Origin of the sequence: Halomonas sp. 18071143 (genome assembly GCF_019211725.1) — a bacterium.
GTDB lineage: Bacteria > Pseudomonadota > Gammaproteobacteria > Pseudomonadales > Halomonadaceae > Vreelandella > Vreelandella stevensii.
This window is the reverse complement of record NZ_CP078120.1, coordinates 1,422,171-1,447,253: the sequence shown is the minus strand read 5'-3', so window position 1 is coordinate 1,447,253 and position 25,083 is coordinate 1,422,171. Positions and strand designations below refer to the sequence as shown.

General features: G+C 61.8%; 27 protein-coding genes. 11 read left to right on the top strand and 16 right to left on the bottom strand.

Going from position 1 to position 25,083, the window contains the following annotated elements:
- Positions 1-7: 7 nt before the first annotated feature.
- The 9 genes from hisD to KVY02_RS06650 form a co-directional block, all read right to left on the bottom strand.
- A complete protein-coding gene (hisD, locus tag KVY02_RS06690; RefSeq protein WP_081137025.1) occupies positions 8-1,327 on the bottom strand; it encodes a histidinol dehydrogenase in 1,320 nt (439 codons plus the stop codon).
- A 13-nt stretch (positions 1,328-1,340) separates the two neighbouring features.
- Positions 1,341-1,994, bottom strand: coding sequence for an ATP phosphoribosyltransferase (hisG, locus tag KVY02_RS06685; RefSeq protein ID WP_026001641.1), 654 nt, complete (start codon positions 1,992-1,994; stop codon positions 1,341-1,343).
- Positions 1,995-2,023: 29 nt separating this feature from the next.
- Positions 2,024-3,286, bottom strand: coding sequence for a UDP-N-acetylglucosamine 1-carboxyvinyltransferase (gene murA, locus KVY02_RS06680; protein WP_081137023.1), 1,263 nt, complete (start codon positions 3,284-3,286; stop codon positions 2,024-2,026).
- Positions 3,287-3,296: 10 nt separating this feature from the next.
- A complete protein-coding gene (locus KVY02_RS06675) occupies positions 3,297-3,548 on the bottom strand; it encodes a BolA family protein (RefSeq protein ID WP_016913491.1) in 252 nt (83 codons plus the stop codon).
- A gap of 134 nt (positions 3,549-3,682) precedes the next feature.
- Entirely contained in the window at positions 3,683-4,015 is a 333-nt protein-coding gene (locus KVY02_RS06670) for an STAS domain-containing protein (protein ID WP_081137021.1), read from the bottom strand.
- The gene (locus tag KVY02_RS06665) at positions 4,012-4,665 is read right to left on the bottom strand and encodes an MlaC/ttg2D family ABC transporter substrate-binding protein (RefSeq protein WP_218314828.1); all 654 of its coding nucleotides are present in this window, start codon (positions 4,663-4,665) and stop codon (positions 4,012-4,014) included. Before KVY02_RS06665 ends, KVY02_RS06670 begins: the two co-directional genes overlap by 4 nt.
- A 39-nt stretch (positions 4,666-4,704) precedes the next feature.
- The gene (gene mlaD, locus KVY02_RS06660; RefSeq protein ID WP_193461180.1) at positions 4,705-5,169 is read right to left on the bottom strand and encodes an outer membrane lipid asymmetry maintenance protein MlaD; all 465 of its coding nucleotides are present in this window, start codon (positions 5,167-5,169) and stop codon (positions 4,705-4,707) included.
- A gap of 13 nt (positions 5,170-5,182) precedes the next feature.
- Positions 5,183-5,986 carry a lipid asymmetry maintenance ABC transporter permease subunit MlaE gene (gene mlaE, locus KVY02_RS06655; protein ID WP_039177449.1) on the bottom strand — a complete coding sequence of 268 codons (804 nt, stop codon included), beginning with the start codon at positions 5,984-5,986 and terminating at the stop codon, positions 5,183-5,185.
- On the bottom strand, positions 5,987-6,808 hold the full coding sequence (locus tag KVY02_RS06650; RefSeq protein ID WP_218315054.1) for an ABC transporter ATP-binding protein: 822 nt from the start codon (positions 6,806-6,808) through the stop codon (positions 5,987-5,989).
- Positions 6,809-7,040: 232 nt separating this feature from the next.
- On the opposite strand from KVY02_RS06650, the gene KVY02_RS06645 reads away from it, so the two are divergent.
- From KVY02_RS06645 to KVY02_RS06600, 10 genes are all read left to right on the top strand, one after another.
- Complete coding sequence (locus KVY02_RS06645; protein ID WP_193461179.1) at positions 7,041-8,027, top strand: KpsF/GutQ family sugar-phosphate isomerase; 987 nt, start codon at positions 7,041-7,043, stop codon at positions 8,025-8,027.
- A 34-nt stretch (positions 8,028-8,061) separates the two neighbouring features.
- Positions 8,062-8,604 carry a KdsC family phosphatase gene (locus KVY02_RS06640; RefSeq protein WP_218314827.1) on the top strand — a complete coding sequence of 181 codons (543 nt, stop codon included), beginning with the start codon at positions 8,062-8,064 and terminating at the stop codon, positions 8,602-8,604.
- A complete protein-coding gene (gene lptC / locus KVY02_RS06635; RefSeq protein ID WP_016913483.1) occupies positions 8,605-9,189 on the top strand; it encodes an LPS export ABC transporter periplasmic protein LptC in 585 nt (194 codons plus the stop codon). It begins immediately after the preceding gene.
- Positions 9,186-9,692: a lipopolysaccharide transport periplasmic protein LptA gene (gene lptA / locus KVY02_RS06630; RefSeq protein WP_016913482.1), complete on the top strand. Its 507-nt coding sequence runs from the start codon at positions 9,186-9,188 to the stop codon at positions 9,690-9,692. The genes lptC and lptA overlap by 4 nt, the downstream gene beginning before the upstream one ends.
- Positions 9,693-9,715: 23 nt before the next feature.
- Positions 9,716-10,462 (top strand): LPS export ABC transporter ATP-binding protein, encoded by a 747-nt coding sequence (gene lptB, locus KVY02_RS06625; RefSeq protein WP_016913481.1) that lies wholly within the window; start codon positions 9,716-9,718, stop codon positions 10,460-10,462.
- Positions 10,463-10,567: 105 nt separating this feature from the next.
- Positions 10,568-11,983 (top strand): RNA polymerase factor sigma-54, encoded by a 1,416-nt coding sequence (locus KVY02_RS06620; RefSeq protein ID WP_016913480.1) that lies wholly within the window; start codon positions 10,568-10,570, stop codon positions 11,981-11,983.
- A 97-nt stretch (positions 11,984-12,080) separates the two neighbouring features.
- Positions 12,081-12,389, top strand: a complete 309-nt coding sequence (gene hpf, locus KVY02_RS06615; RefSeq protein WP_016913479.1) for a ribosome hibernation-promoting factor, HPF/YfiA family — start codon at positions 12,081-12,083, stop codon at positions 12,387-12,389.
- Positions 12,390-12,393: 4 nt separating this feature from the next.
- Positions 12,394-12,861: a PTS IIA-like nitrogen regulatory protein PtsN gene (ptsN, locus tag KVY02_RS06610; protein WP_016913478.1), complete on the top strand. Its 468-nt coding sequence runs from the start codon at positions 12,394-12,396 to the stop codon at positions 12,859-12,861.
- Positions 12,862-12,931: 70 nt separating this feature from the next.
- Positions 12,932-13,864, top strand: a complete 933-nt coding sequence (gene rapZ / locus KVY02_RS06605; RefSeq protein WP_016913477.1) for an RNase adapter RapZ — start codon at positions 12,932-12,934, stop codon at positions 13,862-13,864.
- A gap of 25 nt (positions 13,865-13,889) precedes the next feature.
- Complete coding sequence (locus tag KVY02_RS06600) at positions 13,890-14,159, top strand: HPr family phosphocarrier protein (protein WP_016913476.1); 270 nt, start codon at positions 13,890-13,892, stop codon at positions 14,157-14,159.
- Positions 14,160-14,165: 6 nt separating this feature from the next.
- Here the strand turns inward: KVY02_RS06600 and pmbA are convergent, their stop codons facing one another.
- Positions 14,166-15,506: a metalloprotease PmbA gene (gene pmbA, locus KVY02_RS06595; RefSeq protein ID WP_016913475.1), complete on the bottom strand. Its 1,341-nt coding sequence runs from the start codon at positions 15,504-15,506 to the stop codon at positions 14,166-14,168.
- Positions 15,507-15,602: 96 nt separating this feature from the next.
- On the opposite strand from pmbA, the gene yjgA reads away from it, so the two are divergent.
- The gene (gene yjgA, locus KVY02_RS06590; RefSeq protein WP_016913474.1) at positions 15,603-16,124 is read left to right on the top strand and encodes a ribosome biogenesis factor YjgA; all 522 of its coding nucleotides are present in this window, start codon (positions 15,603-15,605) and stop codon (positions 16,122-16,124) included.
- Positions 16,125-16,158: 34 nt separating this feature from the next.
- Here yjgA and tldD read toward each other — a convergent pair whose 3' ends face one another.
- The 6 genes from tldD to mreC form a co-directional block, all read right to left on the bottom strand.
- On the bottom strand, positions 16,159-17,613 hold the full coding sequence (gene tldD / locus KVY02_RS06585; protein WP_016913473.1) for a metalloprotease TldD: 1,455 nt from the start codon (positions 17,611-17,613) through the stop codon (positions 16,159-16,161).
- Entirely contained in the window at positions 17,610-21,491 is a 3,882-nt protein-coding gene (locus KVY02_RS06580) for a YhdP family phospholipid transporter (RefSeq protein WP_218314826.1), read from the bottom strand. Before KVY02_RS06580 ends, tldD begins: the two co-directional genes overlap by 4 nt.
- Complete coding sequence (gene rng, locus KVY02_RS06575) at positions 21,491-22,954, bottom strand: ribonuclease G (RefSeq protein ID WP_081194174.1); 1,464 nt, start codon at positions 22,952-22,954, stop codon at positions 21,491-21,493. The genes KVY02_RS06580 and rng overlap by 1 nt, the downstream gene beginning before the upstream one ends.
- A gap of 76 nt (positions 22,955-23,030) precedes the next feature.
- Positions 23,031-23,645, bottom strand: a complete 615-nt coding sequence (locus KVY02_RS06570; protein ID WP_100730774.1) for a Maf family protein — start codon at positions 23,643-23,645, stop codon at positions 23,031-23,033.
- The gene (mreD, locus tag KVY02_RS06565; protein ID WP_081194176.1) at positions 23,642-24,136 is read right to left on the bottom strand and encodes a rod shape-determining protein MreD; all 495 of its coding nucleotides are present in this window, start codon (positions 24,134-24,136) and stop codon (positions 23,642-23,644) included. The genes KVY02_RS06570 and mreD overlap by 4 nt, the downstream gene beginning before the upstream one ends.
- Positions 24,136-25,068, bottom strand: coding sequence for a rod shape-determining protein MreC (gene mreC, locus KVY02_RS06560; RefSeq protein WP_026001639.1), 933 nt, complete (start codon positions 25,066-25,068; stop codon positions 24,136-24,138). The genes mreD and mreC overlap by 1 nt, the downstream gene beginning before the upstream one ends.
- Positions 25,069-25,083 lie beyond the last annotated feature (15 nt).

Below are 25,083 nucleotides of genomic sequence, written 5' to 3'. Positions count from 1 at the left end.
CCATACCTTACTTGCTGCGAATACGATACTCGGCCGAGCGTGCATGGGCCGTCAGGTATTCGCCTCGGGCGAGGACCGACGCCACTTTGCCCAGTTCGGACGCTCCTTCAGGAGAGCAGTGAATGATCGAAGAGCGCTTCTGGAAGTCATAAACCCCCAGCGGTGACGAGAAGCGCGCCGTGCCGGACGTCGGCAGTACGTGATTGGGGCCCGCGCAGTAGTCACCCAGGGCCTCCGACGTATGACGCCCCATGAAGATGGCGCCTGCATGGCGGATCTCCTCTAGCCACGCCTCGGGCTCGGCCACGGAAAGCTCCAGGTGCTCCGGCGCTATGCGATTGATCATCTCGACGGCGTCGGCCGGGTGCTGACAGAGAATCAGCGCCCCCCGGCGCTTGAGCGAAGCACGCGCAATCTCCTCGCGCTCCAGCGTAGGCAGCAGTCGTTCGATGGAAGCCGCGACGGCATCCAGGTGCTCGGCGTGCCAACTGACCAGAATCGCCTGGGCATCTTCATCATGCTCAGCCTGGGAGAACAGATCCATGGCCAACCAATCAGGGTCGGTCTGCCCATCGGAGACCACCATGATTTCTGACGGCCCGGCAATCATGTCGATACCTACCTGCCCGAAGACCGCACGCTTGGCGGTGGCCACGTAAATATTGCCGGGGCCCACGATCTTGTCGACACGGGGTACGCTCTGGGTGCCATAAGCCAAGGCTGCAACTGCCTGCGCCCCACCGATGGTGAAGACATGATCGACACCGGCCAGGTGTGCCGCCGCCAGCACCAGATCGTTCAGCACACCGTCAGGGGTCGGCACCACCATGACGATCTCACGCACGCCAGCCACGTGGGCGGGTATCGCATTCATCAGCACCGAAGAAGGATAGGCCGCCTTGCCGCCCGGCACATAGATACCAGCGCGGTCCAGTGGCGTCACCTTTTGTCCCAGCACCGTGCCATCGGCCTCTTGATACTGCCAGGACTCCGGCTTCTGCCGCTCGTGGTAACGACGAATGCGCTCCGCTGCCACGGCCAGCGCTTCACGCTGTTCCGACGGCAGCCCCTCATACGCTGTTTTCAACTGCTCGGGCGACAGGCGCAATTGCTCCATGGAGTCGACGGCCAGCCGATCGAAGCGGTTGGTGGCATCGATGACGGCCTGATCACCGCGCTGTTTGACGTCCGCCAGTATTTCATCGACACGGGCCTGCACGGCGCTATCGGACACGCCCTCCCAGTCCAGCAGCGCATCCAGCTGACGGTGGAAGCCCGGCTCAGTGGTAGAGAGCCGAGCAATGGTGGCAGTGGTTGTCTCACTCATGGCGAACCTCGTGTCATTCGGCAGGCAGCAATTGACGTTGCTTTACGGCACTTTCCAAACGCGCCAGTAGCGGTTTGATACGATCATGCTTCATGGTCATGGCCGCCTTGTTAACTACCAGGCGGGTGCTGATATGGGCAATCAACTCCCTCGGCTCCATGCCGTTGGCACGCAGCGTATTGCCGGTATCGACGATATCGACGATCTCGTCGGCGAGGTTCATCAACGGCGCCAGCTCCATGGCGCCGTACAGCTTGATCACCTCTGCCTGAATGCCCTGCTCGGCGTAGTAGCGGCGCGCCACGTTGACGAATTTGGTCGCTACCCGGCGACGGGCTCGCGCCGGGGGCTGCCCGGTCACGCCTGCCGTCATCAGCTTGCAGCGGGCAATGTCCAGATCCAGCGGCTCGTACAGCCCCTCGGCACCATGCTCCAGCAGTACATCCTTGCCCGCCACGCCCACGTCGGCGGCCCCCAACTGTACATAGGTCGGTACATCGGTGGCGCGAATGATGACCAGCTTCACATCCGGCAGGTTGGTGTCGAACAGCAGCTTGCGACTCTTGCTCAGGTCTTCGGCGGGTGTAATACCCGCATCTGCCAACAGCGGCAGTGTCTCGTCCAGAATACGCCCTTTCGAGAGGGCCAGGATCAATTGCTTACTCATGGTGTAAGGCCAATGGTTGGTCACATGGCTTAGCCGGGGATGCGACGAATCTTCGCCCCCAGCAGCTGAAGTTTTTCCTCGATGCATTCATAGCCGCGATCAATATGGTAGATGCGGTCTACCAGCGTCTCGCCTTCGGCCATCATGGCCGCGATCACCAGAGACGCCGAGGCGCGCAAGTCCGTGGCCATGACCGGCGCACCGGACAGTTTGTCGACGCCCTTGATGAGGGCAGCGTTGCCCTCCAGCACGATATTGGCCCCCATGCGATTGAGCTCTTGCACGTGCATGAAACGGTTTTCGAAGATCGTCTCCACCACGCGAGAGTGCCCTTCTGCCACCGCATTCATGGCCACGAACTGCGCCTGCATGTCGGTGGGAAATGCCGGATAAGGCGCGGTACGAATATTGACGGCCTTGGGGCGCTTGCCATGCATATCCAGCGCGATCCAGTCGTCACCACTGGTGATCTCGGCACCGGCCTCTTCCAGCTTGGCCAGCACTGCCTCGAGGATATCGGCACGAGTACGCTTGACCTTGACGCGCCCACCGGTCATGGCAGCCGCCACCAGAAACGTTCCGGTTTCGATACGGTCCGGCATCACATCGTGTTCACAGCCGTGCAGGGAAGGCACCCCATCGATGATGATGGTATCGGTGCCATGCCCCTTGATCTTCGCGCCCATCTTGATCAGACACTCGGCAAGGTCCACGACCTCGGGCTCACGGGCAGCATTTTCAAGAACGGTACGGCCATCGGCCAGGGTCGCGGCCATCAGCAGGTTCTCGGTGCCCGTCACGGTCACCGTATCGAAGAAGATCGTGGCCCCCTTGAGGCGACCCTCTACGCGCGCACGAATATAGCCCGCTTCCACGTGGATTTCGGCACCCATGGCCTCGAGGCCACGCAGGTGCAGATCCACCGGCCGCGAGCCAATGGCACACCCACCAGGCAGCGAAACATCGGCTTTGCCGAAGTGCGCCAGCAACGGGCCCAGCACCAGAATCGAGGCGCGCATTTTCTTGACAAGCTCATAAGGCGCATGGCACTGGGTCACTTGAGAGCCGTCCAACTGAATGCTCAGCTTCTCGCCCATGACGGGCTCGACGCCCATCCGGCCCAACAGCTCCAGCGTCGTGGTGATATCCTGCAAGTGCGGCAAATTGCCGATCACGACGGGGCCATCGGCCAACAGGCTGGCACACAGAATGGGCAGCGCCGCGTTCTTGGCGCCACTGGCCCACACTTCTCCGTCAACGCAACCGTTGCCGGTAATAATCAGCTTATCCATGGGCAGGCCGTTACTCAGCACTTTGCGATGCAGTTTGCCACTGCGTCGGGGTAAACGTTTTGATGCTGATAGCGTGGAGGGCACCGGACGCGATTTCATCACTCAGCGCGGCGTAGACCAGCTGCTGGCGCTTCACGGGTGAGAGACCTTCAAAGGCTTCGCCAACCGCAATCACCTGAAAATTGCAGCCTTCTCCCTGGATGTGAAACTCACACCCATCGATGCGGGATTCAAGCAGTGCTTTGACCTCGTTGGGTTGCATAAGCCAGGAAACTCCTTTGGGGTCGAAAAGAATGTGCGGAAAAGCCACATGATAAAGAAAAGCATCACGCTTGGCGATGTTGGCAGCATGACGGATAGAAGAAAGCAGCCCGCAGGCTGCTTTATGGAGAAGGATTACTGCACGGGGCTGTGCTGAGCTATCAAGGGCTCCAGCTCTGCCAGCGTCGCCAGACGCTGGAGCGGCGGCGATAGCACGATCGCGCTCACCGGCAACTGCCTGGCTTGGCTGGCTCGCAGCCACTCGAACATCACGCTCAAGGCAGCGCTACTGGCACCATCGACACCGCTGAAGTCGAACTGAACCGACGTGGCTCGGGTGGTTCGCAGCCAGCTCACTCCTGCCGCCGCCACATCGGCGGCGGCGTTCATGCTCAAGTCACCGGACACCACCAACCCATCCGGTTGCTCGGCCAGCGAGACATTCGGGCGGTCGAGCAGCGTGCTCACGCATCGCCCCCTTGCTCCAGCTCTTCGACGCCGATGTCCGGCGACCAGCCACGAATGACCGCATCGTAATCGCGATTGTTTTCACGCATGGCCTGATCGAACTGATTGCGGAACGTGAGGCCCAGGTTGATGCCATTGACGATCACGTTGACCACACGCCACTCACCATTGGCCAGCCGCAGGCTATAGGTAACCGGGTAGACCTGACCGTTGCTGGCCACCACTTCCATATCGACGCTCGCTTGATCTTCGTGACGCTGGGCACGCTGCTGACTCAACACACGCAGCTCATCGTAGTCGAAAGTCACCAGACCTCGTGTGTAGGTATCAATCAGCGTCTGGCGGAAGACCTCCGCAAAGCGGCTGCGCTGCTCTGGCGTAGCGTTGCGGAAGTAACTGCCCATGACGCTGGCGCCGATGTAACGGAAATCGGCAATATCATCCAGGCTATCGTTGACCAGCGCCTTCAGCTCATCGAGGTTATTGGCATAATAGTCTTCACGCCCGTCGATTTGCGCCATGAACTCGTCGATGTTGTTGCGAATCATCTGTTCGGGCGATTGAGATTGCGCCTTGGCCAAGGCAGGCAAGGCCGTCAACAACATGACCAGGGCAAACCAGCGGGAAAAAGTTGCTGTCATCTTTTGCATCATTACACCTCTGTAATCAAGCACCATCACCATGGATGCTTAGTTGCTGACCATATTGGACACGAACTGCTGAATAAGTTCTTCCAGCACCAGCGCGGATTGTGTGTCGCGAATCGTGTCACCGTCTTCCAGCACCTCAGGGGCGCCGCCCACACTCAAACCAATGTACTGCTCGCCCAGCAGCCCCGCCGTCAGAATGGCCGCCGTGGTATCCTGGGAAAGCTGGCCCTCCAGGTCACTGTTCAGGCTTAGGACTACGCGGGCGTCGTACCACTCCCGGTCCAGCTCGATGGCCTCGACACGTCCAACGGTCACGCCCGCCATGGTGACGCGGGCACGCGGCTTGAGGCCGCCGATATTGGAGAAGTTGGCTTCCAGGCGGAACGTGTCAGACGCGCCCGAAAGCGTCAAACCGCTGACTCTCAGCCCCAGAAAGACCAGGCCGATGATCCCCGCCAACATGAACAGACCAACGCCAAACTCCATGGTTTTACTGCGCTTCATGACACCACCCCAACTATTGAAGGCCGCCGAACATGACGGCGGTTAAAACGAAATCCAGCCCCAGCACCGCCAACGATGAGTACACCACCGTGCGGGTGGTCGCCCGAGAAATGCCTTCGGACGTGGGAATCAGATCATAGCCCTGGAACACGGCGATCCAGGTCACCACCAGGGCAAACACCAGGCTCTTGATCATGCCGTTACCGACATCATTGATGAACGAGACGCTGGACTGCATGTTGCTCCAGTAAGAGCCTTCGAAAACGCCCAGCCACTCGACGCCCACCAGATAGCCGCCCCAGATACCCACCACACTGAATCCCACGGTGAGAATCGGCAGCGCCACGAACCCGGCCCAAAGCCTCGGGGCCACTACGCGACGCAGCGGGTCGACGCCAATCATTTCCATGCTGGTCAACTGTTCGGTGGCCTTCATCAAACCAATTTCGGCGGTCAACGCCGAACCAGCCCGCCCTGCAAAAAGCAGCGCTGCCACCACCGGCGCCAGCTCCCGCAGCAACGACAGCGCCACCATCTGCCCCAACGCCTGCTCGGCACCAAAGTCCACCAGAATGGTGTAGCCCTGAAGCGCCAGCACCATGCCGATGAACAGCCCGGACACCAGCACGATAGCCAGAGAAAGCACGCCGACAAAATGCATTTGACGAAGCCACAGAGCCCACCCTTCACGGGAAGGCACCCCGACCGCCGACTGCGCGAGAAACACTGCCGCGCGCCCCAGCGCTTCCACCATCTCGCATCCCTTGCGCCCCAATCGCGTGATGGGCGCTACCCACTGTAAGAGTCTTGACTGCATTTACCCTGCCCCGCTTGCTGGATCGTGACCGAGAATGTCTCGGTAAAGGGTGTTGCCAGGATAGTGAAACGGCACAGGGCCGTCCGGCTCACCATGCATGAACTGACTGACTCTGGGGTCCTCATTGACATCCAGTGACGCCGGCGTGCCATGCGCCACCACCTGGCCATCGGCGATCAGGTAGAGATAGTCGGCAATGCTCAAGGTCTCCTTGATGTCATGGGAAACCACTACAGAGGTCAGCGACATGGCCTGGTTCAAGCGCTTGATAAGCTGCACCAGTACGCCCATGGAAATAGGGTCCTGGCCCACAAAGGGCTCATCATAGAGAATCAGCTCCGGGTCCAGCGCCACGGCCCGTGCCAGCGCCACCCGGCGGGCCATGCCCCCTGAAAGCTCGGCGGGCGACAGATGACGCGCGCCGCGCAGGCCCACGGCCTGCAGCTTCATCAACACCAGGTCACGAATCATGGTATCGGGCAGGTTGGTATGCACGCGTAGTGGAAAAGCGACGTTCTCGAAGACATCCAGATCGGAAAACAGCGCGCCACTCTGAAACAGCATGCCCATTCGCTTGCGCAGCGCAAACAGCGCTTTGCGAGACAGCCGATGCACATCCTGCCCATCAATCAGCACGCGCCCCCGGTCAGGCACCAGTTGCCCGCCGATCAATTTCAACAGGGTGGTCTTGCCGGTTCCGCTGGGCCCCATGATGGCAGTGACTTTGCCACGCGGAATGCTCATGCTCACGCCACGAAAGATATCGTGGTCGCCGCGGGAAAAGTACACATCCTCCACCTGGATAAAGGGCATATCCGTCATGGGCATCACACCCCTCGTTCGCTCGCCGACGCGGGCATGTCAAGCCCGGATCGGCGGTTTAAAAAAACAGTGTTTTCGAAATATTATCGAACATCGTATCCTAACGCTACCCACAGGAACAGCCACGCGCACCTGGCCTGCTGCCCAGCGCCTGCCCGCAGTTTGGCTAAAAGCCGCCGCAAGGTGTTATTCTTGAAGGCTATCAACCGTGATGACGAGAACGAGACCGATCATGCCCCAATCTCCCACCCCACCCAGCTTACTGCGTGAAAGCGCGCTGCGGACACTGCAGATAGAGCAAGCGGCCATTGGTGGTTTGCAAGCCAAGCTGGACGAGAGCTTCGACCGCGCCTGCCAGCTTATCCTGGCTTGCAAGGGTCGCGTGGTGGTGACCGGCATGGGCAAATCCGGCCATATCGCCGGCAAGCTGGCAGCCACCCTGGCCAGTACCGGCACGCCCGCGTTCTTCGTTCACCCCGGCGAAGCCAGCCACGGCGACCTCGGCATGATTACCCGGGGCGATGTGGTGCTGGCCCTGTCGAACTCGGGTGAAACCGGCGAAGTCACCGCCCTGCTGCCGCTGCTCAAGCGCCTGGGAACCCCCTTGATCAGCATGACGGGGCGCCCGGACTCCACCCTGGCACGCCATGCCGAGGCCCACCTGGACAGCGGCGTCGAGCGAGAAGCCTGCCCTCTGGATCTGGCCCCCACCAGCTCGACGACGGCAGCGCTTGCGCTGGGTGACGCGCTGGCGGTCGCACTGCTGGAAGCACGTGGCTTCACAGCCGAAGACTTCGCCCTGTCACACCCCGGCGGCAGCCTGGGCAAACGCCTGCTGCTAAGGGTACGCGACCTGATGCACGACGGCGCGCGGCTGCCTCGGGTGGCGCTGGGCAGCCCGCTGCGCGATGCCCTGCTGGAAATTACCCGCCAGGGGCTCGGCTTTACCTGTGTCATCGACAATGAGGGTCGGCTTGCCGGGGTCTATACCGACGGCGACCTGCGCCGCACGCTGGACCAGTTTCACGACCTGCGCAACGTCAAGGTAGACGACGTCATGACGCGGCCCGGCAAACGCATCGGCCCCGACGTCCTGGCGGCCGAAGCCGTGCGTATAATGGAAGATAGTCGTATCACGGCGCTGGCCGTGGTCGATGAACAGCAGCGCCCGATTGGCGCGCTACATATGCATGACCTGCTGGCAAGCGGCGTTATCTAACCCATGATCCCATGATGAATGATACGGAGGCTCTATGGCCCTACCTGACGCGCTTTTAGATCGTATACGCCGTGTAAAACTGCTGGCCCTGGACGTGGACGGCGTGCTGACCGATGGTCGCCTTTACTTCCAGGCCGACGGCGTCGAAATCAAGGCCTTTCATACCCAGGATGGCCACGGCTTGAAGCTGCTCAAGCGCGCCGGCATCCATGTCGCGCTGATTACCGGCCGTGACTCGCCCATGGTGAGCCAGCGCGCCGCAGCGCTGGGCATCAGCCATGTTCATCAAGGCTGTGAAGATAAGCTCGCCACCCTGCGTGGGCTCTGCCAGCGGCTCGGCATCACCCTGGAGCAGGTCGCCTTCTGCGGCGATGACCTCCCGGACCTGGCGCCGATCAAACGCTCGGGCATCGGCATCACCGTCCCCAACGCACCGGACTACATGCATACCCACGCCGACTGGATTACCGACCGTCTGGGCGGACATGGCGCCGTTCGCGAAATTTGCGACACGCTGCTGACCAGCCAGGGGCACTGGGACGCCGTGCTCGACACTTACCTACACGGCTCCACCTGAATGGGCATCAGGGTGAAAAAGCGCGTCTGGCTGACGGGGCTGGTCATCACCCTGGGGGGACTGCTGGTTTGGCTGGACCCCCGCGCGCCCCAGCAGCGCGAGGTAGATCCTGAGGCTCAGGCTCAGGAGCCCGGACACGTGCTGGAGAATGCCGAGATCACTCTGTTTGGTGAAGATGGCACTCTGCAACAGTCGCTGGTCGCGCCGCGACTGGTACATACCCCGCAAGCGGCGATGACCAACGTCACGTCACCGCGCGCCACGCTGTTCGATAGTGAACAGCGTGAGTGGTTGGCGGTTGCCGATACCGGTACCCTGAACACGGACACCCAGGCGCTGACGCTGGCCGGATCGGCACGGCTATTGGCACCAGACGAAGGCTGGCAGCTGGATACCGACCTGCTGCATTATGATGGCCTGGCACGTCATGCCTGGAGCGATACCCCCGTAGTGCTGCAGCAGCCGCCCCAACGTATCGAGGCATCCCGTATGGATGTCTGGCTGGACGATAGTCGTGTCAGCTTGATCAATAACGTGCGCGGCGTGCATCCGCCCGCCCCCCACTCTTCTCAGGAGTCGCCATGAACGCCCTGCTTCGTACGGCACTGCTCGCCCTTGCCGTTCCCATGGTAGTCGTAGGCGCGCTGCCTGCTACTGCTCAACAACAAGCCCCTATCGAAGTAGAGGCCGACCGCCTGGACTTGGACCAGCGCGCGGGCACGGCGGTTTACTCTGGCAATGTCGATATTCGTCAGGGTGAAATGCAGCTGCGGGGAGAGCGTGTCGAAATTCACCGCAACCAGGCCGGCGAACTCTCCCGGGCCGTCGCCACGGGCGAGCGTGCCTACCTGCGCAATCAACTGGAAGACCAGACGACGCCCATGGAAGGCTGGGCGCGCCGCATCGTCTACCACGTGTCCGAACGCCGCGTCGAGCTCATCGACCAAGCCGAACTGACCCAGCAAGGGGATCGTTTCCAGGGGGGACGGCTCGAATACTTCATCGACCGCGGGGTGGTGCAAGCGCGCTCTGATGTCAGCGGCAGTTCGCCACAGCGCATCCGCATGACCCTGCAGCCCGAACAATAGCGAGAGGACGCCCCGTGACAGCGATGACCCCCGACACCGCAGCGGTCAAGACACTCCATGCACAGCATCTGGCCAAGAGCTACAAACGCCGCCGCGTGGTCAAGGATATCAATCTGGAAATTGCCCAGGGCAGCGTGGTGGGCCTGCTGGGCCCTAACGGCGCGGGCAAGACCACCTCGTTCTACATGATCGTCGGCCTGGTGAAATCCGATGCTGGCAAGGTGGGCATCGACGATCTCGACCTGACCCGGGCGCCCATGCATGAACGCGCGCTGGCGGGTATCGGCTACCTGCCCCAGGAAGCATCGATCTTTCGCAAGCTGTCGGTGGCCGACAACATCATGGCCATTCTGGAAACGCGCCGGGAGCTGGACCGCAATAGCCGAGAAGCGAAGCTCGAATCCCTGCTGGAAGACTTCCACATCACCCATATTCGCGACAACCTGGGCATGAGCCTGTCGGGCGGCGAGCGGCGACGGGTGGAAATTGCCCGCTCGCTGGCCACCGAGCCCGCCTTCATTCTACTGGACGAACCTTTTGCTGGCGTCGACCCCATTTCCGTGGGCGATATCAAGTCGATCATACGCGCGCTCAAGAAGCGCCATATTGGCGTGCTGATTACCGACCACAACGTGCGTGAAACCCTGGATATCTGCGATATTGCCTATATTGTTGGCGACGGACACATCATAGCCAGTGGAAACCCCCAGGAAATTCTCAATAACCAGAAGGTGCGCGACGTCTACCTGGGCGCCGACTTCCGCCTTTAAATAATGGCCCACGAAGACATTTTATTTAGTGGCATGCTTATTGCACTTGCACCAAACGGAGAGTCGCTCTAGGGTGGAGCTTTCTGATTAACGAGTGGTTCTCAGATGGTCATGAAAGCTTCTCTTCAACTGCGCATCGGCACACAGCTGACCATGACACCTCAGCTGCAGCAGGCCATTGCGCTGCTTCAGCTATCGACGCTGGACCTTCGTCAAGAAATTCAGCAGGCGCTGGATGCCAACCCCATGCTCGAACAGGAGGATGAGTTTGGCGAACAGGCGGTCAGCGAGCCTCAGGAAGCCGAGTGGGCAGACAGCATTCCCAACGAGCTCTCCGTGGACAGCGACTGGTCCGACACCTACCAGGACATGGGCAGCGCGGGCGGCAGTAGCGAAGGCCCGGACTTCGAGCGCCAGGCGGCCGGGCAGAGCCTTCACGGGCACTTGCTCTGGCAACTGGCCATGACCGACTTCTCTGCGCGTGAGCAAGCCATTGCCGAGAGCCTCATCGATGCGCTGGATGCCAACGGCTATCTGACCCAGCCGCTCAACGACATCCGCGAGGGGCTCAAGGCGCAGGGCCACGATGGCCTGAGCCAACGCGAGGTCGAAAACACCTTGCTGCGCCTGCAGCAGTTCGAGCCTACTGGCGTGTTCGCCCGTGACCTGCGCGAGTGCCTGATGCTGCAGCTGGCCGCGCTACCCGAAGACACTCCGCTGTTGATGCCCGCCAAGCGTCTGGTACGCCAGTTTCTCGAAGCGCTGGGCAAGGACGACATGCGCCTGCTGAAACGACGCCTGAGCCTCGATGACGAGCAGCTGGACGATGTCATTCGTTTAATCCGCAGCCTTGACCCTCGCCCCGGAAGCGCCTACGGCGTCACCGACGACAGCTATGTGACGCCGGACCTGGTGGTACGTCACGATCACGAGGGCTGGCATCTGGAACTCAACCCGGAAGCGCTGCCTCGGCTACGTATCCAGCCCGACTACGCCAGCCTGATCAAGCGCGCCGACAAGAGCCAGGACAACCAGTTTTTGAAAGAGCACCTCCAGGAGGCTCGCTGGCTGATCAAGAGCCTGTCGAGCCGCAACGACACGCTGCTGCGCGTGGGGCGCGAGATCATTGCCCGCCAGATAGGCTTCCTCGAGCAGGGTGAAGAGGCCATGAAACCGCTGATTCTGGCCGATATCGCCGAAGCGGTAGAGATGCATGAATCGACCATCTCCCGGGTCACCACCCAGAAATACATTCATACCCCGCGCGGGGTCTTCGAGCTCAAGTACTTCTTCTCCAGCCAGGTCAGCGGCCAGGAGGGCGGCGACAGCCACTCCAGCACGGCCATTCGAGCACGCATCAAGAAACTGATTCAGGACGAGCCGCCAGGCAAGCCACTCTCCGACAGTCGCCTGGTCACCCTGCTGGAAGAGGGTGGCATTACCGTGGCACGCCGCACCGTCGCCAAGTACCGAGAGTCGATGGGTATACCTTCGTCGAGCGAGCGACGCCGTTTGCGCTAGTTAAACGCTCTTGCCCAACAAACTCGCGGCGAGGGCTTTGCAATGGCCCAAAAAGGGTTACAATCGAAGTACAGTCCGATGGATAAGGAGCACGTCAATGCAAGTAAACATCACTGGTCATCACGTTGAACTGACTGACGCCTTGCGTGACTACGTAAACGAAAAGCTGGAACGCGTTGAGCGTCACTACGACAACATCACGACCGTCCAGGTCACCTTATCTGTCGAAAAGGAGCGCCAGCAAGCGGCTTGCACGCTGCATGCCGCAGGAGCAGACCTGCATGCGGAAGCGCAGGATAATGACATGTACGCGGCCATTGACGCCCTGGCGGACAAAATCGACCGTCAGCTGGTAAAACACAAGGAAAAAGCACAAGCCCGCGCCCAAGGCGCTGGCGTGCGTTAAACCGATGACGTTGGAAACCATACTCCCCCCGGAGCGCGTGCTGTACGACGTGCCCGGGGGCAGCAAAAAAAGGGTGCTGGAGTTTTTCAGCACCTTTATCGCTCAGAACACGCCCAGCCTGGACAGTCAGGAAGTCTTCAGTCGCCTGATTGGCCGTGAACGGCTGGGCAGCACTGGTATCGGCAATGGCGTAGCCATCCCCCATGCACGCAGTCCTCACTGCAGCACGCCCATTGCTGGCTTTCTCAAGCTAGCCGAGCCCGTCGACTTCGATGCCATCGATGGTGACCCGGTCGATCTGGTCTTCGTGCTGTTGGTTCCCGAAGAAGCCGATGACACGCACCTGGCCCTGCTGGGGCAGGTGGCCACGATCATGAATGACGCTGCCACACGCCAACAGCTGCGCAATGTCAGTAGCCAGCGCGCATTGCTCGAGCTGCTGACCGACAAGATTCGCGAGCAGGCTGCCTAGCGCAGCCATTGCCAGGCAGCAAGGCACACGGCAAGCCCTCTATCCCTTTGATACCCAAGAGAGATGCGCTATGCAGCTGGTGATCATTAGCGGCCGCTCAGGGTCCGGCAAGTCCATCGCCCTACAGGCGCTGGAGGATCTTGGCTATTACGCCATCGACAACCTGCCCGCCATGCTGCTGGGCTCGCTGGTCGATGAATTGCGCGAGCAAGGGGGGCGAACTCACCTGGCGGTCAGCATCGATGCGCGCAACCTGCCCACGGCGCTGGAGCAGTTGCCTGCGTTACTGGAAGAGCTACGTCAACGCCAGATCCGTTTTCAGGTCATCTACCTGACCACGGACGCACGCATTCTGCTGGAGCGCTACTCGGCCACCCGGCGGCGCCACCCGCTGACCCGGGATAGTGACATGACCCTGGAAGAAGCCATCGACAAGGAAGAGCAGACGCTGCTCGACATTCGCGATCTGGCCGACCTGTTGATCGACACGTCACGCCTCTCGGTGCACGATCTTCGCCGTCGCATCACCGATCAGGTCGCTCACCAACGGCGTGACCAGCTGACCCTGACGTTTGAATCCTTCGGCTATAAGCGGGGCGTACCCATGGATGCCGATATCGTGTTTGACGTGCGCTGCCTGCCTAACCCTTATTGGGACCCCAGCCTGCGGCAGTTCACCGGACGCGATGCCAATATTCAGGCCTTCCTGGGCGGCTACCCCATCGTCGATGACATGCGTGACGATATTCATGCCTGGTTGGACAAGTGGCTGCCCGCCTACCAAAGCAGTCAACGTAGCTATATGACCGTGGCCATTGGCTGCACTGGCGGCCAGCATCGCTCTGTCTACATGGTGGAACAACTGGCGCAGGCGCTGGTCAAGCGCACTGGCGCCATTCAGCTCAGGCATCGGGAATTGGGCTTGCAGTACACGCTAAGCGAATTACCCGCTACCGTCGATGCCGCTTCTTCCATCCCCCCCAGCGACACGACTTCACCCTGATATCACTCGGCAAAAAGGAACCAGAGTGCCTGAAAGAACCTTAACGCTGACCAATCAACGCGGCCTTCACGCCCGCGCTGCCACCAAGCTGGTCACGTGCGGCCAGCAGTTTTCAGCCCGCATTCATGTTTACAAACAGCAGCAGAAAGCCGATGCCGCCAACATCATGTCGCTGCTGATGCTGGCGGCCCCTTGCGGCACTTCGCTGACCATCACCGCAGAGGGCGAAGATGCCGACCAGGCCCTGGATGCCATCCAGGCCCTGTTCGACGCACGTTTCGACGAGGATCAGTAACCCTCGTTAGCTGCCCGCCACCGTCATGGCATCCACCAGCCAGCTGCCGGTATGGATGCTGCCCCGCGTATCGGTATCGTCGCCAATGCCCACCAGGCCAGCGAACATGGTGTTGAGATTGCTGGCAATGGTGAACTCTTCGATGGGGTATTGCACCTCGCCATTCTCTACCCAGAATCCGGCGGCACCGCGAGAGTAGTCCCCCGTTACGCCATTGACCCCCTGCCCCATCAGCTCGGTCACCCAAATGCCCCGCCCCATTTGCTGCAGCAGCTCATCACGCGATGTCAGCGGGGCCAGAAGACGCAGGTTGCGCGCTCCGCCGGCGTTTCCGGTCGACTGCATGCCCAGGCGGCGGGCACTGTAGGCAGACAGCATGTAGCTGGCGACCCTGCCCTGCTCGATGAAACGGTTATCCCGGGTCTGCACGCCCTCGGCATCGAAGGGCGAACTGGCGGTGGCACCAACTTCCATGGGGCGTTCTTCCAGTCCCATCCACTCTGGGAAAAGCGGGCTGCCCAGGCGATCACACAAGAACGATGCTTCACGGTATAGTGCGCCACCCGCCAACGCGCCCATCAAGTGCCCTATCAGGCCCGCGGCCAGGCTGGGGTCGAACAGCACGGGAAAGGTACCGGTAGGCGGTTTGCGCGAACCCAGCCGTCGCAGGGTACGTGCAGCCGCTTCGCGCCCGATCTCCTCCGGGTCACGCAGCTGTAGAGGGTTACGCGCCGACGTGTAGTCATAATCGCGCTGCATACCCTTGTCATCCTGGGCGATCAGCATGCAGGACAACGAATGGCTGCTGCCCTTTTGGGTGCCTAGAAAGCCATGGCTATTGGCGTAGACCCGCACGCCCTCGCCACTGGACAACGAGGCGCCTTCCGACTGGTGAATACCGTCCACGCTGCGCCCCGCCTGCTCACAGCGCAGCGCCAGCTCGATGGCCTGTTCGGTCGAGAGCGCCCACGGGTGATGCACCTTGAGATCCGGCAACCGGGTCGCCATCAGCGCAGCATCTGCCAACCCGGCAGCAGGGTCTTCACCGGTATAACGCGCGATCGCCAGGGCTTTTTCCACCGTGGCGCGCAGCGACGCACTGCTGGCATCGGTAGAGGAGGCGCTCCCCTTGCGCTGGCCAACGTAGACCGTAATGGCGATCCCCTGGTCACGGGAAAGCTCGACGGTCTCGACCTCGCCGAGCCGTACGCTGACGCCCACCCCCTGGTCGACACTGGCGCCTACTTCAGCGGCATCGGCGCCCAGCGTTTTCGCCAGGCCAAGGGCTTCTTCCGCCCGCTGCGCCAGTAGCGCCTGTTGCGCTGCTGCATCAAATGCCTGTGCCATGTGGTCTCCTTTTCGCCTCAATTGCATTGGCGAATCAATGTTATGGTCGCAGCCTGATATAATGCTGCCGACGAATCCAAATCAGTGAGTGTCTGTATGCCTAAGCAACGCCCCGAGCCCCTCGATATTGACGAGCAGGAAGAGCGTCCCAGTAAATCCCAGCTCAAGCGTGAAATGCATGCTCTTCAGGCGCTTGGCGAAACCTTGATTGCCATGAAACCCGCCGAACGGGCGCGTTTTCCGCTCTCTGACGACATGCTGCGGGCCATCGAGGAGACTTCTCGAATCCGCTCCCATGAGGGCCGCCGCCGCCATATGCAGTACGTGGGCAAGTTGATCCGCAAGGAGGATCTAGCCGCCATCCAGGGGGTATTCGATGCCATCGAGCAAGAGAAAGAGCAGCGCGACCATGCCTTTCATCGTCTGGAAAAATGGCGTGATCGGCTGGTCGACGAGGGCGACGACGCCGTCGATCTATTCCTTGCCGATTACCCCGATGCCGACCGCCAGACCCTGCGCCAGCTAGTGCGAAACGCTCGCAAGGAGCGTGAGCAGGGTAAACCGCCGACCAGCGCGCGCAAGCTGTTTAAACACCTGCGCGACACCCTGGCACTCTAATCCGCACGCCCCCATGACGAGCTGTACTGCCTGGCTAGCCCGATTGCGTGCCACCGACGGTCAGCTCGTCCAGCTTGAGAGTGGGCTGCCCAACGCCCACCGGCACGCCCTGGCCCTCCTTGCCACACACGCCGATACCGGTGTCCATGGCCAGGTCATGGCCAATCATGGATACCCGCCCCATCGCCTCAGGGCCATTGCCGATCAGCGTAGCGCCCTTGACTGGCGAGGTGATGCGCCCATCTTCGATCAGGTAGGCTTCGCTGGCTGAAAACACGAACTTGCCCGACGTGATATCTACCTGCCCGCCACCGAAGCTGACCGCGTAAAGGCCGCGCTTGACGCTCTTGATGATGTCTTCCGGCGCATCCTGCCCGGCCAGCATCACCGTGTTGGTCATACGCGGCATCGGCAGGTGGGCAAAGGACTCACGCCGCGCGTTCCCGGTTGGCGCCATGTTCATCAATCGCGCATTCAGCTTGTCCTGCATGTAGCCGGTGAGAATGCCATCCTCGATCAGAGGGGTGTACTGGCCCGGCGTGCCCTCGTCATCGACGCTGAGCGCCCCGCGACTATCCATGACCGTGGCATCGTCTACCACGGTGACACCCTTGGCCGCCACGCGCTGGCCCATTCGCCCGGCGAAGGCCGAACTGCCCTTGCGATTGAAGTCACCCTCCAGGCCGTGACCGACCGCCTCGTGCAAGAGAATGCCGGGCCATCCGGCGCCCAGCACCACCGGCATCTGACCGGCAGGGGCATCCACCGCTTCCAGGTTGACCAGCGCCTGGCGCACGGCTTCCTGGGCATAGCGCTCGGCCACACCCTCATCGCGCAGGCGCGCCATGGAGTAGCGCCCACCGCCACCGGCGCTGCCTCGCTCTCGGCGACCATTTTTGGCGGCGATCACGCTGACATTGAAGCGCACCAGCGGCCGCACGTCCGCCGCCAGAGTGCCGTCACTGGCACGTACCAGCACGACTTCGTAGGTGCCGGACAGCGAGGCACTGACCTGGCTGATGCTGGGGTCGGCAGCCCGCGCCACGCGGTCAGCCTGCTTGAGCATGGCCACCTTCTCTTCAGCGGTCAGCCCTGCCAGCGGGTCGATACCCGCATAGCGCGCCGCCGCGCTCACCGGCACGACACGCTGGCCCGGCAACTGCTTACCACTGCGCACGATACCCGAGGCGGTGCGTCCGGTATCCATCAGAGCATCGGCGGTAATCTGGTTGGAGTAGGCAAAGCCGGTTTTTTCGCCTGCCAGCGCACGCACACCCACTCCGCCATCGATGTTGTAGCTCGCCTCCTTGACTTCGCCATCTTCCAGCACCCACCCCTCCTGCCAGGTGCGCTGGAAGTAGAGATCGGCATAATCGATGCCTGCGCCCATGGCGTAGCCAAGGCCCGTCTCCAGGGCTTCCAGATCGAGGCCACCCGGCGTTAGCAAAATGGCAACTGCAGACTCTATATCGCTTGTGTGTGCGGTCATTGAGGGCCTTCTAAAGTAACCTGCGGCGAGGTCCAGGGACCCCGCACGCGATAATGAATGGTGGTGGCCTGCGCCAGTGCATCACCAAAAAGTCGGTCGGCAATGAAGAGCGCCCCGCCGACGATGGGGGCACCCACCGCGAGTGCCGCGATAGGCAGACTTTGGCTCACCGGCAGTGTGACGCCAAGACGCTGATCGAGTTCGCGCTGCAAGAGGTTAACATTTCCTGTCAGCGTAAAGGTCGTGGCAGGGGCATCAATTTGTAGGGGGCCACGCAGCAATAGCTGCCCCTGGGCCACGTCCGCCGTGCCATGCACCCGATCGAACGCCGTTCCCTGCCCGGTGACATCCGAAAAATCAAACCGCAGCCTGCGCAGAATGTTATCGAAATTGAGTAGCCCCACCAGCCGTGCAGGTGCCGAGTCGAGCATCACGAAGCGCCCGTCACGAATATCCGTGCTCAATTCTCCGCCTGCGCGGGCCAGCGCAAACTGCCAGGGCGCCCCCGGCCAGGCAAGCTCAGCGGCAACGTTGGTGGTACGGCTGCGCATGGCCACGGGTTGGCCCAGGCGCTCCAGGGCGGTGCCCAGATCGCCGCCCTGAATCGTCAGGTCAGCGCGGGTGCGACTGGTCACCGGATTACCCTCCCAATGCAGCTCCCCACGCGCTGAGAGCTGCCCCAGGGTCAGGCCCACCGGCGCAATGGAAAGCCCCTGAGCGCTGGTCTGCCAATAAGCGGTCAGGGGGCCATAAAGCCCGTCACCCACACTGAGCTCGGCCAGTCGCAGCCGTCCATTGGGTACGGATGCCAGCCAATCGGGGATAGCGACTGGGGCGGCGTATTCGGTAGTGATCTCGTCGACCCAGGAGCCCGGCGTGGGCACCTCTCTCGACGACGCCTCGCTCGCGGCCTCTTCGCTGGGCAAATCAAGCAAACGGTCAGCGGCCAGATAGCTCACTACCACATCCAGTGGGCGCGACTCCCGTGGCTGATAGTGCACACGACCGGAGAGCAGCTCACCGTTGATTTGCAGCTGTGCTCGGTCCGTCTCGGCGCTACCGGAAGCCGTCATGGCGCCCAGACACTCGTCACGATAACGCAAGCAGGAGGTTCTCAGCACGGCTTCGAGGGTCGGCAACGCCCCGGACGTCGGCGGACCACCCGCCCCATTGTCGAACAGCGGCGACAAGGCCTGCTGCCAGGCCAAGGGATCAATGGTGTTTAGCGACGCATCGATTTTCCAGCCTGGCTGCTGGGGCCATTCCACCAGCGGTGCCACGCTGCCCAGCGCGACCTCGCCCATCAGACCTTCTGGCTCTCTGAGCGCCAGACGCATGGCCAGCAGATCAGCCACCCGCACCTCTCCTCTGGCACTGGAAAAATCAGCGCGCACCCGTAACGGCCAGGACTGCTCGGCGCGTTTATCGAACGGCTCGGGCAGCTGACTGGTCAGCCCAACCAGCTGGCTTTGCAAACTCAAGGTCGGGGTGTCTTCCCAGTTCACCACGCCTTCCCAGGCCGTGCGCCCGCGCAGCACCTCTTGTGCCGTGTCCGGCATGCCCGCCAGCGCCCAGAGCGCCGCGCTATCCACCTCACCACTGAGCCGCACCCGCTGCTGATCTTCATCAAAGTCGGCGCGGATCCCCCCGCCTTGCCAACGCCCCTGCAGATTGCCCAACAGCGCCCGCTGCTCGCCCGACTGCTGCCAGCTCACCTCGCCTTCGACCTGGCGCAGTGACACAGACAGCGGTGGGTAGCGCACGACCTCCAGAGAAGGCACCACGTTGATATCCAGCAACAGCCCTTCTGGATGCTCCAAAGGCACCGCCGCCGCCAGGCTGCCGTCGACCACGCCTTCAGCGCTGAACTCGTCGAGCGGCAACTCGCCCGCTTCTGGCATGGCCTTGAGAAAGCGCAACAGCGAGGCGCCATCGCTGTGCAATTGCCCCGACAGCCGCAGCATGTTGTCTTCACCCAGCTGGACGGCTCCATCAGACAGCTGGACCCCTTGACTCTGGGCACTCGCCACCTGCGCCTTCAGCTCTCCCCCCTGCCATATCAAGCGGCCATCGACCTCTTCCAGCAGCGGCCAACCGTCAGCTATCGGCAAGTAGCCCTCGCGCACCAGCAGCGCCAGCGTGGCAGAGAATGGCGGCGCGCTACCGGGCTCTCCAAACGGCAGACTCATTTTGAGCGCCCCCTGCGGCACCCGGCCACCGATGTCTTTTTGCAACCACTCCCGCAGCGCCGGCTCGAAGGCGCCAAGCGGCAGCCATTGGCCTAACGGGCGCTCTACGGCATCGACATTCTCAAAGGCGAGGTCGAGCCCAAACTGACCACGCTGCTGCCCCGTGATCAGGCCGAAGCCGCCCGCGATACGCGCACCATCCCAATCGACGTGCAGCTCACGCCCGCTGATCATGGTCCGTGGACCATCGTAGACCCACTCCACCACGCCCTCGGCATGCCCCAGCTGCATGGGCGCTTCGAAGAGCTGCGGGAAGTAGAGTTCGCTGTTGCCCGCACTGCTGAAAGTCACCCGGCCGCGCAGGTCACGCGCCTGCACCCAGGCATCCAGCGGGCCACCGCCCGGCGCTTGCTGCCACGGGTCGACCGCCACGTTGGTCAAGGCGGCATCGACGCCCCAGCGCCCTTCCCGCTGCCCCAGCCGCAGCCCCTGCACCTGCCCTCTGGGGGCCAGGGTTTGCAGCACCCGCGTCAGCGACTCGGGTAACAGGGCGTACTCGCGCCAAGCGGCCAGCGAGGCCAATTCGAAGGCACTGGTGCGCAGCTCCCAACGGCCGGGCTCGTGGGCCAGGTACCAGTGGTAAGGCAAGGCAGGGCCGTCACTGATGCCCTCTGGCTGGGCCCACTCGACGCTTTCTGCGTTGCCGCTCAGCCAGGCTTCACCGCCCTCCCCGTTGCGCTGCCACTGCCCGGAGGCCTGGATGTTGCGCAACACGGCGTATTCCACGTCTCGACGCAGTGTCAGCTCGGGCATATCGACCGCCAACCGCGCATCCTCCAGACGCCCTTCTCGCCAGCGCCCCCACAATTGAACTTGACCGCCCGCCTGCTCCAGATAGGGCATCTGCTCTGGACGAAACAGCGCCGCCAGCACCACCAGATGATCCAATTGCATATTCATCTGCAGGGCCGCCGAAAAATCACTCAAGCCACGCACACCGGGCTGCATCTCGGCGCCCATGGTGATGGCCGGCAGCGCCGAGGCTGCCTGGGCGGGGTCTTCCACCACCTTCAGCTCGCCAGAGAGACGCGTACGACGCTCATCGCCATCCAACACCAGCGACGGTGCATGCAATAGCACCGTCTGCTCACGCCCATGCAGCAGCACGCGGCTGTTGTCTACCCACAAACGCTGCCTGAGCAGCAGCCCTGCCCAAGCGTCGATCAGCGCCAGATCGATATCCGGCTGCGGGGCCATACCCAAGGGCAGCGTGGCGGGCGCCGGCCAGCCCCAGGTGCTCTCAGGCGTTTGGTAGAGATGAAACTCGAGCCCCGCCATACGAGCATCGCTGAAAACCGGAGCCCACTGGCGCAGGCTCGCCAAACCATCGAGACGTAACTGCACGCGTTCGACGGCGGCCAGCGGGTCGCCCTGCGGGGTGTCGATACGCAGGTCTTCGAGCAGGAAGCGTAGATCATTGCGCGCCAACGAGAGCGAGACTTGCCCAATGCTCACTGGTGCACCGATCCTGGCTTCCAGCACCGCTTCGATGCGTGGCGCGAGCGCATCACTCTGACTGAGAGCCACGCGCAGCGTCACCAGCAGCAGCGCCAGCAGACCCAATAGGACTGCCAGCGTCACGAGTCCAGCGCGCAGCAAAAAGCGGGGGAAAGGGCTTAGCGCAGCCATCACATTAATACGATGTCGTACTGCTCTTGGGAGTAATGCGCCTCGACCTGAAAGCGAATGGTCTTGTTGATGAAGGTTTCCAGGTCAGCCACGGCCGCCGACTCCTCATCCAACAAACGATCCACTACCGGCTGAGAGGCCAGCACCATGTAGGTTTCTGCACTGTAGGCACGCTCTTCACGGAGGATTTCTCGGAAGATTTCATAGCAGATGGTTTCGGGGGTCTTTAGCGTACCGCGCCCGGCACAGGTCGGGCAGGCTTCACACAGGGTTTGTTCGAGACTTTCTCGGGTGCGCTTACGGGTCAACTGCACGAGCCCCAGCTCGGTTACCCCGGTACATTTGGTTTTTGCATGGTCACGCTCCAGCGCCTTTTCCAATACGCGGAGCACCTGACGCTGATGCTCGACATCCACCATGTCGATGAAGTCGATAATGATGATACCGCCCAGGTTGCGCAACCGTAGCTGACGGGCAATGGCCGTCGCGGCTTCCAGGTTGGTCTTGAAGATGGTTTCTTCCAGATTGCGATGCCCAACGTACCCACCGGTATTGACGTCAATGGTGGTCATGGCCTCGGTAGGATCGATGACCAGATACCCACCAGACTTGAGCTGCACCTTGCGCCCCAGGGCTTTCTGAATCTCGTCTTCGACGCTGTAGAGGTCAAAAATCGGTCGCTCGCCCGGGTAGTACTCGATGCGGTCCACCGCGTCGGGCATGAACTCTTCGGCAAACTCGACCAGCTTGACGAAGTTTTCCCGAGAATCGATGCGTACTTTTTCGATATCATCGCGCATGACGTCACGCAGGGTGCGCATGAACAGCGGCAGGTCGTCGTAGATCACGCTAGGCGGGGAAGCAGTGATCTTGCGCTCGCTAACCTTGCGCCAGATACGCAGCAGAAAATACATGTCGCCGGCCAGCTCTTCATCGCCCACGCCTTCTGCGGCCGTGCGCACGATAAAGCCACCCGTCACGTCGATGGTCTGTTCTGCAATGCTCTTGTCCAGCAGCGCTTTCAACCGTTCGCGCTCGCGCTCGTCCTCGATGCGCTGGGAAACGCCATGGTGAGGCGAATCCGGCATATAGACCAGATAACGCGAAGGAATCGAGAGATGGGTAGTCAGCCGCGCCCCTTTCGTACCTATAGGGTCCTTGGTGACTTGTACGACCAGGGCCTGGCCTTCGTGCAGCAACTGCCCGATGGTCTGCTGCTCATCGCTGGGGGTGCCCGGCGGCATCACTTCATGGGCATGGATGAAGGCGGCGCGCTCGAGGCCAATATCGACAAAGGCAGCCTGCATGCCAGGCAGTACGCGAACCACTTTGCCTTTGTAGATATTACCCACGATCCCACGTCGGCGGGAGCGCTCGATGAGCGCCTCCTGCAGCACGCCATTTTCCACCAGCGCAACGCGGGTCTCCATGGGCGTCAAATTGATGAGGACTTCACCGCTCATGCACAATTCCTTATTGAATATCCGGTTCCTTGCCAGCGCAGCGGTCGTCGCTCGGTAGCCAGTGCAGGCCCAATGACTACGTCGGATAGTGTCCCGTCCAGACGGGCACTCCCTGCTGGACAAGCAAGCGCGTGGTTTCAAATAGCGGCAGCCCCACGACGGCAGAGTGGCTGCCCTGAATCTCTTCGACGAACACCGACGCAAGCCCCTGTATGGCATAGCCACCGGCCTTGTCCACGGGCTCCCCGGTCTGCCAGTAACAGGCGATCTCCTCGCGGCTCAGTGACCGCATGGTCACATGCGTGGTGACACAACATGAGAGTATACCCAGCGGCCCACTCACCGCCACTGCGGTCAGCACTTGATGCGTGCCCCCTGAAAGCCGCCTCAGCATCTCGGCAGCGTGCTGCTGGTCCCGAGGCTTGCCCAGGATCTCTCCTGCTACCACGACCGCCGTGTCCGAGCCGAGCACCGGCAAGGAGGTGCGGTCCATGGCCGCGCTGGCCTTGGCCACGGCCAGCCGCTCCACGTAGGCGCGAGCCGACTCATCGGCCAGCGGCGTTTCATCGATATCGCTGGGTAGCACGCTCACCGGCACGCCAATCGACGCCAGCAGCGCCTTGCGGCGCGGCGACGCAGACGCCAGACAGAGTACCGGCTGAGAGGAAGCACCGGGGATCATTTCGCTCATGATCCACTGCTCATCATGCGCCGCTCCAGAGCCACCAGCATGGTGGCCAGCCAAGGCCACAGCAATGCGCTCATCAGCGAGGGAATCAGGAAGGAGAGGTGGATCGAAAACTCGCCGGTCAAGGTACGCAACCACTGCTCGATCAGTTGCACCAGCCCAAGCAGCACCAGCACCAGCACAGCCTGCTGCACCAGCGAATAAGCGCGAAAGCGTGGATAGACCATGGCGGCCAGAAACGCCAACAGCGACAGAATCAGCGCGTGCTGGCCCAGCGCGGTCCCTTCGATCAGGTCCAGCAGCAGGCCCACCACGAAGCCGTGAAAAACCCCCACCCTATCCGGTGAGCGCATGCTCCAGTAGATGAGCATCAAGCCCACCCACTCGGGGCGAAACACCTGCCAGCCATCCGCCACGGGCATGACCTGCAAGCACAGGGCCAGCAGTAGGCTAAGCCAAACGGCGAACAGCGGCACGACGGGAGCCCTGGCCATCAAGGCGCCTCCTGTGAATGAGACTCAGCCAGACGCTGAGCGGCATGCACGGCCTGAGCCGAAATATCCATGGACTCATCCCAGCCCAACGCGTCGAACTCTTCGCGGGGCGTTGGAAAGAGCATCAGGAAATGCCGTGAGCGCTGCAACTGCGCAGCAGGTTCGGCCATGACACGAGCAAAAGGCTGGCCGGGGTCGTGATACACCTCAGTGACGCGCGCCACGGGATACCCCGGCGGAAAACGGCCCGCCAACCCGGAGGTGGTCAACAAATCCCCTTCACGAATGTCGGCGGTATCCGGTACGTGCAGTACGCTGACGCTGCCATGGCGCCCGGTGCCCTGCACGATGAAACGCAGGCCGTTGCGATTGACCTGCACTGGTAAGGCGTGGCTGGCATCGGCCAACAGCAGCACACGACTGGAGTAGGCCGATACCGCGGTCACCTGCCCCACCAGCCCAGAGGCATCGATCACCGGCTGCCCGACGTAGGCGCCATTACGATGCCCTCGGTCGACCACCATTTGATGAGTAAAGGGGTCATTGTCCAGAGACAGCAGCTCTGCGGCAATATAGGGGATTTCACGACGCTCGGCCGCCTTGAGCAGCGTGCGCAGTTCGGCGTTTTCGGCGGTCAGATTGGCGAGCCGCTGCCCACGGTGGGAGAGCGTCAAGATCTGCTCGCGCAGGCGGCGATTTTCGTCCACCAGCGCTTGCTGGTCAGAGAGCGCAAGCGCCCCCCAGTTCAGGACGTCGCTGGGCACGCTCACCACCCACTGAATGGGGGCAACGACCATGGTCATCTGGGCGCGAAGATCTTCCATGCGCGTAAAGCGCTGGTCGACAAACATCAGCACGCTTGCCGCCAGCACACAGAAGAATAGCCGGTAACCGGGTAGCGGCCCGTGTGAAAACAGCGGTTTAATAGGCAATCCCCCGCGTCAAAC

Excerpts from the sequence above, each read along its gene's own strand:
- hisD (WP_081137025.1), bottom strand. The coding sequence starts at position 1,327 with ATGAGTGAGACAACCACTGCCACCATTGCTCGGCTCTCTACCACTGAG.
- hisG (WP_026001641.1), bottom strand. The coding sequence starts at position 1,994 with ATGAGTAAGCAATTGATCCTGGCCCTCTCGAAAGGGCGTATTCTGGAC.
- murA (WP_081137023.1), bottom strand. The coding sequence starts at position 3,286 with ATGGATAAGCTGATTATTACCGGCAACGGTTGCGTTGACGGAGAAGTG.
- KVY02_RS06675 (WP_016913491.1), bottom strand. The coding sequence starts at position 3,548 with ATGCAACCCAACGAGGTCAAAGCACTGCTTGAATCCCGCATCGATGGG.
- KVY02_RS06665 (WP_218314828.1), bottom strand. The coding sequence starts at position 4,665 with ATGCAAAAGATGACAGCAACTTTTTCCCGCTGGTTTGCCCTGGTCATG.
- mlaD (WP_193461180.1), bottom strand. The coding sequence starts at position 5,169 with ATGAAGCGCAGTAAAACCATGGAGTTTGGCGTTGGTCTGTTCATGTTG.
- mlaE (WP_039177449.1), bottom strand. The coding sequence starts at position 5,986 with ATGCAGTCAAGACTCTTACAGTGGGTAGCGCCCATCACGCGATTGGGG.
- KVY02_RS06650 (WP_218315054.1), bottom strand. The coding sequence starts at position 6,808 with ATGACGGATATGCCCTTTATCCAGGTGGAGGATGTGTACTTTTCCCGC.
- KVY02_RS06645 (WP_193461179.1), top strand. The coding sequence starts at position 7,041 with ATGCCCCAATCTCCCACCCCACCCAGCTTACTGCGTGAAAGCGCGCTG.
- KVY02_RS06640 (WP_218314827.1), top strand. The coding sequence starts at position 8,062 with ATGGCCCTACCTGACGCGCTTTTAGATCGTATACGCCGTGTAAAACTG.
- lptC (WP_016913483.1), top strand. The coding sequence starts at position 8,605 with ATGGGCATCAGGGTGAAAAAGCGCGTCTGGCTGACGGGGCTGGTCATC.
- lptA (WP_016913482.1), top strand. The coding sequence starts at position 9,186 with ATGAACGCCCTGCTTCGTACGGCACTGCTCGCCCTTGCCGTTCCCATG.
- lptB (WP_016913481.1), top strand. The coding sequence starts at position 9,716 with ATGACCCCCGACACCGCAGCGGTCAAGACACTCCATGCACAGCATCTG.
- KVY02_RS06620 (WP_016913480.1), top strand. The coding sequence starts at position 10,568 with ATGGTCATGAAAGCTTCTCTTCAACTGCGCATCGGCACACAGCTGACC.
- hpf (WP_016913479.1), top strand. The coding sequence starts at position 12,081 with ATGCAAGTAAACATCACTGGTCATCACGTTGAACTGACTGACGCCTTG.
- ptsN (WP_016913478.1), top strand. The coding sequence starts at position 12,394 with ATGACGTTGGAAACCATACTCCCCCCGGAGCGCGTGCTGTACGACGTG.
- rapZ (WP_016913477.1), top strand. The coding sequence starts at position 12,932 with ATGCAGCTGGTGATCATTAGCGGCCGCTCAGGGTCCGGCAAGTCCATC.
- pmbA (WP_016913475.1), bottom strand. The coding sequence starts at position 15,506 with ATGGCACAGGCATTTGATGCAGCAGCGCAACAGGCGCTACTGGCGCAG.
- yjgA (WP_016913474.1), top strand. The coding sequence starts at position 15,603 with ATGCCTAAGCAACGCCCCGAGCCCCTCGATATTGACGAGCAGGAAGAG.
- tldD (WP_016913473.1), bottom strand. The coding sequence starts at position 17,613 with ATGACCGCACACACAAGCGATATAGAGTCTGCAGTTGCCATTTTGCTA.
- KVY02_RS06580 (WP_218314826.1), bottom strand. The coding sequence starts at position 21,491 with ATGGCTGCGCTAAGCCCTTTCCCCCGCTTTTTGCTGCGCGCTGGACTC.
- rng (WP_081194174.1), bottom strand. The coding sequence starts at position 22,954 with ATGAGCGGTGAAGTCCTCATCAATTTGACGCCCATGGAGACCCGCGTT.
- KVY02_RS06570 (WP_100730774.1), bottom strand. The coding sequence starts at position 23,645 with ATGAGCGAAATGATCCCCGGTGCTTCCTCTCAGCCGGTACTCTGTCTG.
- mreD (WP_081194176.1), bottom strand. The coding sequence starts at position 24,136 with ATGGCCAGGGCTCCCGTCGTGCCGCTGTTCGCCGTTTGGCTTAGCCTA.